General features: G+C 35.5%; 12 protein-coding genes. 4 read left to right on the top strand and 8 right to left on the bottom strand.

Annotation, left to right across the window (positions count from 1 at the left end):
• Nucleotides 1-403: 403 nt before the first annotated feature.
• The gene (locus tag V7164_RS14075) at nucleotides 404-1,744 is read left to right on the top strand and encodes a YheC/YheD family endospore coat-associated protein (RefSeq protein ID WP_335354383.1); all 1,341 of its coding nucleotides are present in this window, start codon (nucleotides 404-406) and stop codon (nucleotides 1,742-1,744) included.
• A 325-nt stretch (nucleotides 1,745-2,069) separates the two neighbouring features.
• Nucleotides 2,070-3,494 carry a C40 family peptidase gene (locus V7164_RS14070; RefSeq protein WP_335348191.1) on the top strand — a complete coding sequence of 475 codons (1,425 nt, stop codon included), beginning with the start codon at nucleotides 2,070-2,072 and terminating at the stop codon, nucleotides 3,492-3,494.
• A 143-nt stretch (nucleotides 3,495-3,637) separates the two neighbouring features.
• On the opposite strand, the gene V7164_RS14065 is transcribed toward V7164_RS14070, so the two are convergent.
• From V7164_RS14065 to V7164_RS25710, 4 genes are all read right to left on the bottom strand, one after another.
• The gene (locus V7164_RS14065) at nucleotides 3,638-4,414 is read right to left on the bottom strand and encodes a YheC/YheD family protein (RefSeq protein WP_335348190.1); all 777 of its coding nucleotides are present in this window, start codon (nucleotides 4,412-4,414) and stop codon (nucleotides 3,638-3,640) included.
• 94 nt (nucleotides 4,415-4,508) lie between these two features.
• Entirely contained in the window at nucleotides 4,509-5,831 is a 1,323-nt protein-coding gene (locus V7164_RS14060; protein ID WP_335354382.1) for a YheC/YheD family protein, read from the bottom strand.
• 174 nt (nucleotides 5,832-6,005) lie between these two features.
• A complete protein-coding gene (locus V7164_RS14055; RefSeq protein ID WP_335348328.1) occupies nucleotides 6,006-6,482 on the bottom strand; it encodes a hypothetical protein in 477 nt (158 codons plus the stop codon).
• 95 nt (nucleotides 6,483-6,577) lie between these two features.
• Complete coding sequence (locus V7164_RS25710; RefSeq protein ID WP_438824162.1) at nucleotides 6,578-6,952, bottom strand: glutamate ligase domain-containing protein; 375 nt, start codon at nucleotides 6,950-6,952, stop codon at nucleotides 6,578-6,580.
• Nucleotides 6,953-7,704: 752 nt separating this feature from the next.
• On the opposite strand from V7164_RS25710, the gene V7164_RS14045 reads away from it, so the two are divergent.
• A complete protein-coding gene (locus V7164_RS14045) occupies nucleotides 7,705-8,922 on the top strand; it encodes an ATP-grasp domain-containing protein (protein ID WP_438824719.1) in 1,218 nt (405 codons plus the stop codon).
• Between the two features lie 79 nt (nucleotides 8,923-9,001).
• On the opposite strand, the gene V7164_RS14040 is transcribed toward V7164_RS14045, so the two are convergent.
• The gene (locus tag V7164_RS14040; protein ID WP_335346235.1) at nucleotides 9,002-11,176 is read right to left on the bottom strand and encodes a YheC/YheD family protein; all 2,175 of its coding nucleotides are present in this window, start codon (nucleotides 11,174-11,176) and stop codon (nucleotides 9,002-9,004) included.
• Nucleotides 11,177-11,419: 243 nt separating this feature from the next.
• Here V7164_RS14040 and V7164_RS14035 point away from each other — a divergent pair, with 243 nt between their 5' ends.
• On the top strand, nucleotides 11,420-12,181 hold the full coding sequence (locus tag V7164_RS14035) for a YheC/YheD family protein (protein ID WP_335354380.1): 762 nt from the start codon (nucleotides 11,420-11,422) through the stop codon (nucleotides 12,179-12,181).
• Nucleotides 12,182-12,443: 262 nt separating this feature from the next.
• On the opposite strand, the gene V7164_RS14030 is transcribed toward V7164_RS14035, so the two are convergent.
• The 3 genes from V7164_RS14030 to V7164_RS14020 all read right to left on the bottom strand — a co-directional run bounded on the left by V7164_RS14030 (nucleotide 12,444) and on the right by V7164_RS14020 (nucleotide 15,424).
• Entirely contained in the window at nucleotides 12,444-12,899 is a 456-nt protein-coding gene (locus tag V7164_RS14030) for a CotY/CotZ family spore coat protein (protein WP_335346233.1), read from the bottom strand.
• A gap of 204 nt (nucleotides 12,900-13,103) precedes the next feature.
• Complete coding sequence (locus V7164_RS14025) at nucleotides 13,104-14,324, bottom strand: ATP-grasp domain-containing protein (protein WP_335354379.1); 1,221 nt, start codon at nucleotides 14,322-14,324, stop codon at nucleotides 13,104-13,106.
• 224 nt (nucleotides 14,325-14,548) lie between these two features.
• Nucleotides 14,549-15,424, bottom strand: coding sequence for a CAP domain-containing protein (locus V7164_RS14020; RefSeq protein ID WP_335346231.1), 876 nt, complete (start codon nucleotides 15,422-15,424; stop codon nucleotides 14,549-14,551).
• Nucleotides 15,425-15,579 lie beyond the last annotated feature (155 nt).

The raw sequence follows: 15,579 nt of genomic DNA, 5'->3' as shown, positions 1-15,579 counted from the left end.
GATCGTATAAAGCTTTGTTTCTGGAAGGTGTTTTGAGATTAAGGGATGATTACCTAACAGTATATATTGATCCCATTTTCTTAATCTTTCCATCAATAAATACACCTCCTTTGGAACATCCTATGTTCAATATATCAACATTGCTTGTACTGATAACTAATGAGCTTTTTTTAGGCATTATTAAAATGATTCAGGCCATACAAACGCTGCTTTTTGTTTAGTAGCTTGATTTAGGATAGATAACCATACAAAAATAAAAAAATCTCATAATATATATCGAGTTGGATTTAATTAAATTGTTGTAGGCGTGGGTCTTTTTAAAACGATCATTTTTATTGATGAGGATAATCTTTCCAACGCGAAAGAAGAAATTATTCTTATTACGCTTAGAGGGAGGGATTAGATGAAGTTTACCATCATAACTGATCACACAACTAGCCATTCAATCTCACTTCATTCGACTGTATTAAAAAAGCTATCAATCTCTAAGCTTCAGGTGATTAATGTAAAAATAGGGATTATAGAAAAACCTGGGGTAACCTTAAGAAAGCATCAGCAAGATAAAGCGGTTATTCATATATCAGCTGACCTTGTAGCAGGTTTTTCGCTTCCAGATTCTATTGACTATGAAGTAATAGTCGGGGAAGAGACACTATTAATCGGCCCTATTATTGGGCTTTTTATAAAAGGGAAAGTAAATGAAATGACTAAGAGAAATATAGATCACTTTAAAAAATATTTAATTGATTACCAGCATATAAACGGTCTCATTTTATTGGTAACTTATGATGGGATTGACGAAAAGAACAAGATTGTTAATGGTTTTGCCTATAATCCAATTGAAAATGAATTTACGAAAGGGACTTTTCCATTTCCTTCAGTTTTATTTTGCAGGAAGACGTTAAAGGAAGCTGACAGGATGATAATACGGAATTTAGTAGGATCTAAATACTTTAACTCCCATGTTATTAATAAATGGGAAATATGGCAATGGCTTTCTATGAGTGATAAATTAAGCCGAAGCCTGCCTGAGACTGGTTTAGCGGTGAATCTCAAGGAAGTAAAGAAGCTAATAGATGAAAGCGGATGTATTTACTTAAAGCCTATTTCAGGAAGTCAGGGAAAGGGAATTTATCAGTTGGAGAAAAATGGGGAAAAATATAAATTAAATTACCGGTTAAATGGAATAAACATGACCACGATTTTAGATAACTGGGATGCAGTGATAAATTATTTGGTGACAGAATTGGATCTAAAAAAATATATTTTTCAAAAAAGGATCCCCTTACTAAAATCTAATAATCGGATTATAGATTTTCGGGTAATTGTTGTTAAAGACCAATACGGATCCTGGGTTGTCCCTGGTATGATAACAAGGTATGGAGTTAAAGAAAGTATAGTCAGCAACATATCAAGCGGAGGTTCAGCGGAGAAAACGTGGAATACTTTAGTTGGAATTTATAACAATGATTTCAATGAGGCATTTAAAAAGTATAAAGAAATTGAGCAATTATCTATTTTATGCTGTAAATTTTTGGAGAAGAAAGAGATACATTTAGCATATATAGGTGTTGATATTGGTATGGATGAAGATAAAAACCTCTGGATTATTGAAATAAATAATCGGTATCCAGATATGAGCATTGCTCTGGATGTCAATGATTTTCAGCTTTATTACCATACGCAAGCAGCCGCCTTACACTATTCAAAGTGGGTAGCAGGTTTCGGGGATCATTTGGAATGATCGAGATGGGCTTTTCATTTTCAAACCGAATTTATCTCGCATTAACGGGCAGTAAGAACATGGTGTCAGAAACCGAGGGTAGAGGTTTCCTCGGTTTCTGACGCTTTTTGCTTATTAATCTATTTTTTCAATCACAAATATTGAAAAGTGGCAATCAATATTTGACGTAACACTTGTAATGGAAATGTAAAGTTTCTCCATAACCCAATAATGTCTAGGCCTCGTAGGGGGCATGTTGGATAATGTTAAGTTTTACCACGTGTGACAATTTCCCTATATGATAAAATTTGTATTCGAGAATAATAACTACATCAGGAGGATAAAAATGAACAAGCGTCTAGTTACAACTACATTAGCATTCACGATTGGATTAAGTACTTTTGCGACAGCCCCGATCATGATGGATCCAGTCACAGTCTCAGCCGCAACAACCACACAGCAGAGCCAAAAAGTGGTTGAGAAAAAGGCAGATGACATAATTAGTCTCGCTAAGAGTTTAATAGGAAAAGCAACATATGCCTCAAAACACAACTATGAAACACTCCAGTTTAGATGTGCTTCGTTCATCGCGTTTATTTTTGAGAATAATGGGATAGATCTAGGTAATCGTGACGAAGCTTATATGGTTCACCAAGGGACATACGTTCCGAAAAATGAATTGCAAAAAGGCGACTTAGTTTTCTTCAAAAATAACCCATCATCAAAAAACCCAAATCATGTAGGGTTGTATATTGGAGATAATAAAATTATACATATGGCAAACGCAGAACTAGATGTTGTTATTTCTGATCTAAATAGCACGTCCTATTATCGAGATAATTATATGACTGCGAGAAGAGTAATCCCTGCTTTACTTCCTTCAGACCCAGCAACAAAAGGAGATAATATTGCTGACCTCTCCTACAATTTAATGAATAAAGTGACAATGGGCAAGGTTAATAACGAAAAAGCAATGCAATTTACGAGTACTGGATTCGTAAAATACGTTTATGGAAAAAATGGCGTTGAAGTAAAAGGAAACTATGTCAAAGATTTGATGAACTTAGGTGAAAAGGTAGCACGGAAAGATTTACGAAAAGGCGATTTGATATTCTTTAGCACTTCTGCAGGGTCGAGCACACCTTCAAGAGTAGCTATTTACACAGGGGAACATCGTATGCTTGTTCTTAGTTCGGAAGGAATTAGTTCGAGAGTCCTTTTATCTGATTATTATGATCAGCGTTATATTACGGCAAAGCGCGTTTTTAAAGATGAAAACAAAGTAGTTCAGTCACCAGTTATACCTAAAACAGATGAAAACAAAGTAGTTCAGTCACCAGTTATACCTAAAACAGATGAAAACAAAATAGTTCAGACACCAGTTATATCTAAAAAAGAAGATAATATTGTAGACTATACATTAAGCATAATGAATAAAGTGAAACACCAATTAAATGTTTACGATGAAAAATCTTTAACCTTCACAAATGCAGGCTTCACCTATTACATTTTTAAACAGCATGGTGTTGACCTGAAAACAAAAGTAGCGAGTCAGCAATCAGTGAACGGTGTACAAGTTCCAAAAGATAAATTGCAAAAGGGTGACCTTATTTTCCTAAAGCAAAGCGGGGGAAGCAAAATTAAGTATGCCGCTATTTATATTGGAAATAATGAATATGTGTATTTATCTAAATCAGGTTCAGTTGTGAAAGAAAGCTTAGAATCTAATTGGTCTAAAAGTAACTTTGTAACAGCTAAGCGTGTACTCTAATCGAATGAAATACTCGGTTGGATTCTAAATTGTACATGACTTTAAGGAAAAAATAAAGAGAAGCATTCGTTTGCGAAATGGCTGCGAATGCTTCTTACTATATTTGAAAGATCCTGACTTCGATTTAAATTAAAAATATATGTCTAAATGCCAAAATTCCCTTCTAGGTGCATTCTCCTGATCTCTTTAATTCGCTTTCGCATTTCCCCATCACCAATTTTGGAAAAATTCCCGACTCCAGGGCTTGTATTTATTTCAAATATAATAGGATCCTTGTAATTGCTAATACCAAAATCAATTCCATACTCTATTTGTGGAAATGCCGCTGCAGCTATTTCGGCAGCTATAACAGAAGCTTCCTTTATACAATTAATCATTTCTTCCCTCTCTGTTTTGTGCATCTTTAGGTGTGTCGATAATAATGAATCTATTGTCATAATTTGAGCCCCGCGGTTTGTATTGATGACTCCATTCTCATTGGTTTCTTCTGTCCCAATCTTTCCATACAACCCTCCAACAAGCCATTTTCTTTTGAGAATTTGAACATGTACCCGAATGGATAACGGGAACCCATCTTGGGTTAAGCTATGGACACCTTCTTGAACAATATATCCCCCGAATCTCTCAATTGGATGCAGTACAGGGAGGAAATCTTCGATCTTTTTAACTTCCATTTGTATTTTTTTACCATTAAGTGTATAGCCATTGAAACAGTAGGGCCCATCTTTCCTTTTATTAACTTTAAAAATTCCTTTCCCTTGCCCGCCTCTATCATTTTTTAAATAGACATATTCAAAACGTTCCAGTAACTCAGATAGGTTTTTAATTGTAAATTGCTTTGTTTCGGGAATGTACTTATTGAGTAAAGGATGTTTACTTAATAGCGAATATTGCCTCCATTTTCCAAGACGTTCCTTCAATACACACACCTCATTTATATGTTATGGTTATACACTTATTGTATGGATATAACAGTAATCCCGATTGGGTAAGTGAATTAGAAAAAAATATCTTTTATTTTAAGTCAGTATGTTTTCTTTGACGCTTGATGATTTTCCTTATATACATATACGTATCTTTATCCTCTAGTCCCGAAAACATGGATAGGTCTGGATTATAGTTTCCTTCAATAATCCAAATATCCCCTTGGGAGCTAATCCCAATGTCAAACCCAATTATATGAATATTAGGATGGTTTTCTTCAAACTGTTTGCTTGCAGAAATACAGATTCTGTCTATTTCATCTTCTAATTGATTCATATTTGTCGTTGATAAGTTTGAGTTTTGGAGTGCTTGATCAAAATTCAATAGCTTCTGTGCAGCATTGGTTATAAAGAAACCTTCTCCAGCAACCTTTACGATTTTTCCGGTTACTTTCCAGGATGAATCCACCTTCTGGGCAATGACTCTAATATCTATTGGACATCCGTTTATTTCTGATAAAGCTAATCTTTCCTGAACAAGATAAGGTTTCTTTGAATGATATTTTGTATGAATAAAATCAAAGGTTTCATCCATGCTTGATTTTGTTTGCTTTGTTCTTCCTGAGTGGATTTCAAAGGTATGAGGATCTGTCTTAGTAATTTTTACAATTCCTAAACCTTGTTGGCCAACACAAGGCTTAATGATAATATCATTATATTTATTAAGGTATTCATTAAAGGTGACTTTTGTAAGTAAGTCCGTTTTCGGTACAAATGGAGAAATTGTATGATTTTTAGAGAGTATTTGGAACTGGTTCCATTTACTTTTTTGAAAATGCAGCATTGTATCTTGAATCCATATCCGTCCTTTCAGATCATATATAATATCAATGACAACGGTATGACAATCAGGAAAGGACTCTCCTAGTTTTTTTGCTGCCTGTAGGGACAAATTTTTCATTTTTTTGATGAAAAACATATAAAAATACTTATCGAAGATAGTACGAAATTTCTCTGTTGTAGATATATATAGCCACTCTGCTGTAGGTGATTTTCGGTGAACAGTTACATAATGGTGGAATGGACTTTGAAATAAACCTGATTGAGGTCTTGATAGCTGAATAATATTATTCTTATATTTTAATTTATTTAGTTTAATAAACTGATAAAGATCTTCTCTATTGATCAATGTATCCTCATTCACTTCTGAGAAAATCTTAAACTTATTGTTTTCAGAGATAACAAAGACTTCCCCTAAGCCAAAAGCAGGTTTAATGACAATCGACTTATACTTTTCTAAAAATGAAAATAATGATGCTTCAGAAAATAAATCAGTTTCTAAAAGATACTTAGAGAGGCTTTCATCTGAATTTAATATTCTATATTGACTCATTCGACCTTTGCTGGGCTTCAATGTTCCCATCTCCCAAAATTGTTAATACATTATTTTATTCAGACAAAGAGTTTTTTCTTATGCGATATCCTAAGCAGAAACATGATTTTAAATTCAATATTACTTTAATACACTTAGACTTTCCTAATAGTCTAGAAAAAACTCCCGGCATAAATGCCGAGAGTTCTAAGGCTGTTACAATTCTTGACAGCCTTGAGCAATAATAGAGCCTTGATCAATAGGAGCGGCGCCAGTTTGATTAAAGAAACCTGTAATTACAAAACTTTGAACATTATCAACCTGTGCTTGTCCAACCATGTCTCTAAACACTGCTTCAAAAGCAAAGGTTCCTGATTGACCACTGACTGTCCCAGTACCAGTTACAGTGATGCTGCAGTTTTGGCCTTCCTGATTACACACAACAGAAGTAATGGAAGTTGCAGTAAACGTGAAGTTGTTTGGTCCAGGTGGTGTGGTTACGTTTTCTTCAAATCTTAAAGATAGAGATGAAGTTGCTAATCTTGTGACACAAACATCTGCCATGTAAAACAAGTTACCGTTTACTGTTCCTGTTTGTCCCACGAATCTAACATTATTATTATTTGAAACAGCTTCATCATTTGGGTTTTGAGGATTTTGAACCAAAACTCCACACGTACAAATTACACCCATTTATTTCCCCCCCTTTCTATTTGGAATATTGTAGTTTATTAATGATTTAAGAGAAGTGGCACAGTGTTTGTCCTAATTTAAAGTCCGATTTACATTTACTGTTCCTTCCGAAATTTTGCTGCCAATTCAATTATGTCATTGGCATACATATTTCCTTTAAATAGAACAATTGAATTTTCATCTACAATCTTTTTTAATAGGCGATAAGTGTCCCTATTACTGTTAAAAGTGTAGACCTGCATTTTCGGGTTGGTTTTCTCTGCTTGATCTGCCATTATACGTGCTAAATTATTCCCAATTGCAATTAGAATATCGACATCATGTATGGCAATCATTTCTCCTGCCTGCTTATTAATAGGTTCACCCCAAGGCCCTAATCCAAGAATGCTTCCAATTACTGCGACTTTTTTCTTGTCTTGCCCAAGCTGTGTTAATACTTTTACTGCTGCTTCTAAAGAAGTGGAAGTTATGCTCTATGTATCATCTATCAGTGTCGATCCATTTATCCCTTCAACCACTTGGAGCTGTCTATCAAATTTTCGAAATGATTTCAAGCGATTAGCAGCTTCTTGAAGATCCATACCCATTTCATGGACAGCGGCGAGAGCAGCCAACGCATTATAAACTTGGTGCTAACCAAGTCCCGGTTACGGCAACAATAGGAATGTCAAACTGGTTTCGGTAATAATTTAGAAACTCCCAGTATGCCTTTTCTGCAGATTCCACTTGGAAAAATGGTTAGATTATCCAAATGGCAATTATTCTCGTACTTTTTATGTGTGACAAGTACTAACGGAAAAAACTCTTTTAGATCATCCCAATTTCTTATTTTATATTTTGCAAATAAGATTGTATTTTTTTCTTTATATGTTTAAGCCGTTAGGCGCCATACTGGACTTCTACATGATCAGAACCCTTGATTAATTTCCCGTCTATAATCGTTCTGATTTCCTTCACAGAGAGGCGATTCATTGTAAATTTCACTCCTTTCCTTACTAATATACTATGTTCAGTCACTTACATTGCTTGTGCAGATAACTAGTGATTTTTTAGTGTTTTGAGCGTTATCACACATATCGGCTATTCAGTTTGATTCTAAGGTAAAGCAGCTTTTATATAATAAATTGCTTGTATAGTATAGATAACCATACAAATTTGTGTAAGTTTCATAAACATATATATCGAGATAGTTTGATTTAAATTTTTATAGGGAGTGGGCCTTTTGAAGACGATACTTTTTATAGGCACGAATAAATCGGGTTCAAGCAGAGATGCCATAGGGGCAGCTAAGAGCCTAGGTTTCTTCACCGTTGTTTTTACTAAAAACGAAAAGCAAATGCAGCAGAGGGAAGAGTACACGGATGTTCATAAAATGATCTTTATTGATACGGATAATCTTTCTGAAATGAAGGAGGAAATAAAGCGATTAAAATCAGAAGGGATGGAATTAAAAACGATTGTCAGTTTTATAGATTCATATGTTCATATTGCCTCCCTTCTTTGTGATGAATTTTGTAAGAACTATTTTTCGTCAACAGCTATTCAAAAGATGAATAGCAAGGAAGAAACAAGATCATTTTTAATGAACAAGTCTTACACGCCTAAATTTATCATCATTAAACCCGGAGAGGAGATCTCTTTCAAATCAATCCTATCAAAGCTTAATTTTCCCGTCATGGTCAAATCGCCAAACTCGACGGGTTCAAAAGATGCACTGCTAGCCGAAAATGAAGAGAAATTAAAAAAGCATACACTCATGTTGCGAGAAAGAGAGCCGAAAGAGTCCATTATTATAGAGGAATATATTGATGGAAACCAGTATTTGGTAGAGGCAGTCGTTTACAAAAGTAAGGTGATGATAGCTGGCATTATTGAGCAAGAAATTACGAAGGGGAAGAGATTTATTATTACGGGCTATGGGGTAATGGCGAAAATACCTGACGAAATTGAAAAGGGAATAGCTAGGGTTCTTCAGTCTATTGTTAATCAATTTGGAATTGTCAATGGAGCCTTGCATCTGGAATTGAGACGTAGTAAGAATGGGTGGAAGCTCATTGAAATCAATCCGAGAATTTCCGGAGGCGCAATGAATAAAATGATACAAGCTGCTTTTGGCTTTAATTTAGTTAAAGAAACACTGTTATTACAATTAGGGGGCAGCCCTTCCTTAGTACCGAAACATAAGAAATTCGTGTTCACCCAATACCTTATTGTTTCAGAAAAGGGAATTTTAGAAAGAGTGTCTGGGAAGGGTAGAGCTAGAAAATCCCCTGGAGTCGTTGATGTATATGTAAAACCGAGAAAAGGAACGCTGCTGATTCCTCCTCTATCGATGGGGCATAGATATGCCTATGTAATTGCTGCGGGGGAAAGCATGGAGGAAGCAAAGAGTTTTGCTAAAAATGCTGTAAACGAAATTAAGTTCCACTTAAAGAAATAATAATTTTCTAGCATTGTGTTATTAACATTAAAATCTATTATAAAAATGACCCTGGATTCTTTATCCAGGGTCATTTTTATTATTTAAATGTTTTTTTTAAGAATTTAATCGTTTCATACATGTTTGCTCGGCTAGCACCTTTAACTAAAATGGTGTCATTCTTTTTAATAATTCTCTTTAGAAACTCATGTAACTGATTTCTATCGTCAAAGTGGTATACATTTTTGGCAGGAAAGCCTTTTATTTTAGCTTGATCGCCCATTGTTTCTGTTTGATCACCATAAGTGATAAAAAGGTCAATTTTTTTATCGTAGACATATTCTCCTATTTTTCGATATTCTGCCTCTCTTAAATTCCCGAGTGCTCTTATTTCTCCAATTACTGCTATTTTGCGGTGTTTTCCGATATTTGCAAGTACATCAATGGCAGCTCTTACTCCTTCAGGATGAGAATGAACAGTATCATCAATTAGAATAATATTGTTTTTCTGATTATAAACCGTTAATCTTCTTGGCGGCTTTCTAAATAATAATCCGGCTTGGATTTCAATTGGAGTTAGACCTAAGTGGTCCGCCACAGCAATAGCATTTAAGGCATTATATACATGATGTTCACCGAAAATAGGGATGAAAAACTTCTCTTTATGTCCATGCAACATCGTTTTGAAAGACATTCCATTTTCTGAATATTTCACATCAAAGGCTTTATAGTCAGCGTCTGACTTAATACCGATTGTAATGATCTTACCTCTAAACTTATCTGTCTCTAAAAGGAGAGAATTACGGTCATCTTTATTCATAACGAGCAAGCCGTCTTGATCCATCCCGTGTATTAATTCAGATTTAGCCTTAGCTATTCCCCTAATATCGTCATTGAAATAGCCTACATGTGCCAGTCCGATGTTTGTCACAATACTAATATTCGGTTTAATAATGCTGCAGTGTTTAGTTATCGTTCCAGGGGAGGCCATTCCATATTCTAGGACAATGGCTTCGTGGGATTTATTGATTTCAGAAGCATGAATTTCAGTATGTTGGGCGGTATTCCAATAGTCCTTTGATTCAAAGGTATTCCATTTTTTCGAAAGGATTGAGGCTAGAAATGCTTTAGTCGTAGTTTTACCGGCGCTGCCCGTTATGGCTATAATTGGGATTTCGCCTTTTGCTGTATTCATTCTTTTAACTTTTTGGATCTTAGCTTTTATTGCCTGTTGGTTTTTTGCCAGATACATAGCATATCTAATGGAATTTATGACAACATCCATCTCTAGATAAAACGTAGGAGGACAGCCTGGCAGCCAGTTAACTTCATAGATCCATATTTTTTTATTCTCGTCTAATCCAATATCGATTCCCATTTCATCAATAACTTCTCCATATAGCTGCATCTGGAGCTCATCAAGATGCTGGGCTAAAGTCAATGAAAAGTGTTCAAGAGTCCCTTTAATATTCATTGCTTCTTCTTTAAATTCTTGTTTTAAAAATGGTTCTAAATAATTGGTGAATCCCCCATTATTAATATTAGGAATAATGGATCCCTTAGGGGCTATTCTTGGGTAAATAGCGGTGATGACCCATTCTCCTTCTCCACTTTTTTGAACATGAAGTCTGAAGTCGTAAACTTGTCCAGACTTGGTAATAGATGTTATATAAGGTTGCATAATATAGGTTCCCGTTGAAAGCTTTTCTTCTATTAGATCCTTTAATTGATTCCTTGAATAAGAACTTGAATGTGAATCTTGCGTTACAAGAAATTCTTCTTTGTTGTTTTTCTTCAATGAAATAAAGTAGATCCCTTTTCCTTTTCTCCCATCATAAGGTTTAAAAACAATCTTTTCAAATGCGTATAAAAATCGGAAAAATTCATCTGAATCATTTGAAATTTTTTCGGAGGGAATTAAATAGTGAGAAAACTCCTTTCCTCTTTTAAGCCTCTCGTAAACACTCCACTTGTTCCCGATGGAATTTGTCGTAAAAGGGATCATTTCCTTTAATTTTTGAATAACCTTTTCCGACTTTGCCAATTTATTAGGGTCACCAGCATTATAAATGACGTCCGGGAAGGGCATGTTTCGTTCAACCCATGAGCCATTCTCATACACTTTCCCTTTTATTGACTTTTTTGAGAAATTTACTGTACTAGGAGAAAAGTAAAAAAAATCTGCGCCTTCAGCTTTAGCGACCGCAGCAAAAGCATAAGTCTTTCTTACCTTTGATGGATCTTTTCGATGGTGCAGCATTCCTATAAGTGTCATAGCATAAACTCCTTTTACTTATCTAACAACCTATTTATATTACATTCAATTAGTTAAGCTTTTGAACCGGACAAACGTTTATTTTTAGATCAAATTTTAATAGTTGACCATTTAGGGCAAAGGAAAAATGAAGGACAAAACAGGGAGTAATTAAGGGGAAATCTTTCTTTTAGGCAATGCAACAAGCCATTAGTAATCTTATTCATATACTGAAGGGGACCTTAAGAATATGGAGTGGATGCAATGAGGAAAAAATCAAAAATGAATAAATGGGACAAACATCAGCTTTTATTGGAATGTAAGAATCTAGTCGAGTTTTTACCTGAGACCCATCTATTTACAATTGAAAAATTTTGGGAGATGATGAGTCGAAATAAGGAAATTATCTTAAAGCCTGCATTGGGAAATGGGGGAAAGAGAATCATAAAAGTATCAAAAGTCGGTGGAGAAAAATATGAGGTTCACCTTCAGAAATCGAAAAATGTAATTGTTGATAAGAACGGACTTGAACGTTTATTACAGGAAAGAATAAAGGAGAGGAAGTTTCTTATTCAATATTGTATCCCCCTTGCAAAAGTGAATGGAAATCTGATCGATTTTCGGTATATTGTGCAGCGAAAACATGGGGATAAAACATGGGTGATTACTGCGAGGTGCGGGAAAGTTGCCAAAAATGGTTATGTTACAACTAATGTCCTAAATGATGGAACTGTAGTAACGGTAGAGGAGGCGCTGTTAAACTCAAATATTAACAATTTGAACTTAAAAAAGACATTGGCTGCTTTAGATGAATTAGCATTAGCAGCCTCACTTTGCTATACTGACAAATTCAAAAATCAAAATATATGGGGTTATGATTTGGCTGTTGATGAATGTGGGGATATTTGGCTGATTGAAGCTAATGCAGCTCCCATGGTAGATGTTTTCCTCGATTCAAAAAATCCATTCAAGTCGGACGCAATAACATGGTATCTTGACTATAATGAAAAAATGAGAAATAAATGATAAGTCCCCACTCACATGCCATCTATACTCTACAAAATGGAAAGTAAAAAAGACCTATAGCCTAAGTTGCTATCAAATGACTCCGGTAATTGACCGGGGTTAATTTGTTATTTCTAAATCAGACCTTGATCTATGGAAAATCATTGATGAAATGCTTGTCACATTTAGCCTTTCTAAAAGAAAAACACTACAGCTAGCTTTTCGTCCAATTGGTTCAGGAATAATAAACAGAAAGACCAGGCGTGTGCCCGGTCCCCTGTTTTTACCATTTTGGCTCAATGACAATTCTTCTTTTCAATAATTCGGTATCTAGAACTTGTATGGCGCAAATGGAAGATAAATCAACCTCTTTACGAGCAGGTGTTTTGATTAATTTCATGACCTTGCCTACTGAGTTTGTATGATTTCCTTTAATATCAAAAGGGCGCAGTATTGAAACAATCGCAACACATTTTTCCTTATCTATAGATTCGATTCGAAAAAAATTGGACTCAATGCACTCGTGTTTCCCGTTTTTCTCATTTATTTCGGTCAATAGATGAGATAATAGTCCATTCTTTTTTAGTAATAGAAAGGGGATCGTATCGACTCCGGCAATTTTGGATAGCAGCGGTCCAAAATATTTAGTTGAGGAATTCATTAAAATATCTTGTAAGGACTTTAATTCAATGAGTGCTTCACATATACAGTGACTATGTCCCTGCTCTATGTCGTTCATTTTTGCTTTCCTCCCCCCGTCTGTCCTTTTGCTATTATATTATTGCAAGTAATTAGGGATTGTGCGGATGGAAAGCGAAAATAGACCTGTCCAAAGAACCCAATTATGCAGATGATAGGTTTTAAGACTGCTGCTTGGAGGCTGCATCCCGTTCGTCGAAAGATTCCACAGCTTAAAGCTCGTTTTTTTTCTTGGCAGGAATTTTCAATAAGGTTCTAAGTAAAACTTCAGTTCCTGTGCGGCGGAAATCGCCGTTGTTTTAGCATTTTCAGCAGAATCTGCCGCTGCAATAACACAAGCATAGCGATTACCCATTGAGTAAGGAGCTGTGACGGTTTTACCTAATAAAGGTTTAACGTACACATATTTAACACCATCATGTTCCCAAGCAAGATCTTCGCCTGTAACGTAAAGTAATTCTCCGCTTGTCTCAAACGTTAAATATTTGGCATAGACGTGAACCTCACGTATCTTAGTCAATGTTACTTCCTCTCCAACATTCAGTTTCAATATTTCCTTTATAAGGTTAATACCTGTCCCTTCCTCAATAATCCGATTCATGGCGCCGCCGGACATTCTTGGATTAATCTCTACCAGTTTCCATACTCCATGAACATTTCTCAATTCTAAATGACAGGATCCGTTTTTTAGTCCGAGTTGTTGGACGATTTCTGTAACTGATTTTATGAGACTCTTATATTCATCATTCTTTAATTGAGCTGGAAATTGATAGCCAACGACGATAAATATATCTTCGTACGTCGTTTCTTGCTCAATGACACCGACGATTTCAATTTTTCTGTTTTGTACTAGCACTTCAACTAAGTATTGGGGCCCTATTAAATATTCTTCAATTAATATAGGGAGATCGGAGGTTTGATCATGTAAAGATTGAAGAGTTTTTTTAAATTCATCAGCAGTTTCAGCTAAAAATACATCTTTTGAACCGTTGGAGACCGGGGATTTAATAATTAACGGAACAGATAATTCATGCTTCTTTGTGAAGTCTTTAATAGAAGTATGAGAGTCGTATACGTCATAAAAAGAGGAGGTGGGGTGGCCTTTTAACTGATTCCTCACTTTAATTTTATTTTCCATAGTCGCTAAAGCGTCTGCCGATAACTGAAATAAACCAAGCTCCTTTGCTAACCGTGCTGTATAAGAAACAAAGGGATCGATAAAACTTACACAGGCACAAAGATGTTTCCCTGATGTCTTAAGGGCTTCAAGTTCCTCTAAAACCCGTATTTTATCTAATAAATTTTGGAAATATACGATTTGATCCACAACGGGGAATTTATTATGCTGGAGGTGCCGGCGTTTATCCGTAAATAAAATGACGCAGTATCCCATTTCCTTCGCCGCCCTCAGAGCTTCATTACTCGTTCCAAACTGATTACTTCCGATAAAGACAATTGTTTTCATGATCCAACCTTCCTGCTTCACATGGTCTATTATCTTATGATAAGAAATAACAATAGGTGCCAGACCCAAAACACGGTTGGTATAAACGCGTGTAGAGTCTGGCACGGAAAGATTCAATCGTATTTGGAAATGAAAGTTACTAAATCAATGAGAATTATGAATAAAAATATATAAGCCCTAAAATAATATGCATTATTTTAGGACTTGATATATTTTAAAATAAATTACTTACCAATAAACATTTGAGTCCAATGTTTACCGTTTTGCTCAAATCCTACTCCAATATGGGTAAAATTATTACTTAGAATGTTCTTTCTGTGACCTTCACTATTCATCCATGCTTGAACGACTTCTTGGGGTGTTTGTTGACCCTGTGCAATGTTTTCACCTGCACTTGTATATGTCACACCAAAGTCTCTCATCATATCGAACGGTGACCCATAGTTAGGACTTGTATGTGAGAAGTAATTATTTTGCTGCATGTCTTCAGACTTCTTTTGAGCAACACCACTTAATTGAGTATCTGCTTTTAAATCGGACAGGCCATTTTGTCTGCGTTGTGCATTCGTTAAATCAATAACCTGTTGTGCAGCCTGACTAATGTTTTGTGGTGCTTGTGTTTGAGCTTGTCCTTTCTGTGCGGGTGCTGGTTGTTGACCTGGCCCTTCAGCAGTCTGTCTTTGTTGCTGCGTAGGTGCTTGCTGCTGAGCTGGTGCTTTTGCAAATTCTCTATTTTGCTGTGGTTGTGCTTGTCCATAATTTGGTGGTTGAGCAGCTTGTCTTTGGTTCCAGTTTGGTTCTGGCTGACCAGCTTGATCTTGCTGCTGGATTGGTGCTTGGCCATAATTCAATTGAGGGAGTTCTGCTTGAAAATTTACATCCTCCCCAGGATTTAATGGAGTAAACTGATATTTTGCATCTTGAGTCAATACCGCTCTGGTATGAGGGTAATTATCACTGGACATTGTTGTAGTCATACTAGAGATGTTATTATCGTTTCCATTCCCAGGCTTATTACCATTATTTGTATCAGTATTACATGCAACAAGCCCTAACATCAGGGTAGATGTTAGGAGTATACCCATTTTTTTGTTTATCAATTGAAATGCCTCCTTTTTTTGAAAAACTCCTTCCTCTTATATTTTTGATTTTTCTTTAAAAAATATTGATGGAAAATAATCGGAAAATATAAACTCGGGACTCTTCACACTTTCTTAATAAGACTTGTATTGTTAATATAAAAAAGTATTTTTTG

Origin of the sequence: Bacillus sp. JJ1474 (genome assembly GCF_036965225.1) — a bacterium.
In the GTDB taxonomy this organism is placed as follows: domain Bacteria; phylum Bacillota; class Bacilli; order Bacillales; family Cytobacillaceae; genus Cytobacillus.
This window is presented reverse-complemented; position numbering and strand designations above follow the sequence as displayed.

Bases quoted from the DNA above. Each gene is read 5' to 3' on its own strand.
- V7164_RS14040 (WP_335346235.1), bottom strand. From the start codon at position 11,176: ATGACACTTATAGGAATGCTGCACCATCGAAAAGATCCATCAAAGGTA.
- V7164_RS14075 (WP_335354383.1), top strand. From the start codon at position 404: ATGAAGTTTACCATCATAACTGATCACACAACTAGCCATTCAATCTCA.
- V7164_RS14030 (WP_335346233.1), bottom strand. From the start codon at position 12,899: ATGAACGACATAGAGCAGGGACATAGTCACTGTATATGTGAAGCACTC.
- V7164_RS14035 (WP_335354380.1), top strand. From the start codon at position 11,420: ATGAGGAAAAAATCAAAAATGAATAAATGGGACAAACATCAGCTTTTA.
- V7164_RS14055 (WP_335348328.1), bottom strand. From the start codon at position 6,482: ATGGGTGTAATTTGTACGTGTGGAGTTTTGGTTCAAAATCCTCAAAAC.
- V7164_RS14025 (WP_335354379.1), bottom strand. From the start codon at position 14,324: ATGAAAACAATTGTCTTTATCGGAAGTAATCAGTTTGGAACGAGTAAT.
- V7164_RS14070 (WP_335348191.1), top strand. From the start codon at position 2,070: ATGAACAAGCGTCTAGTTACAACTACATTAGCATTCACGATTGGATTA.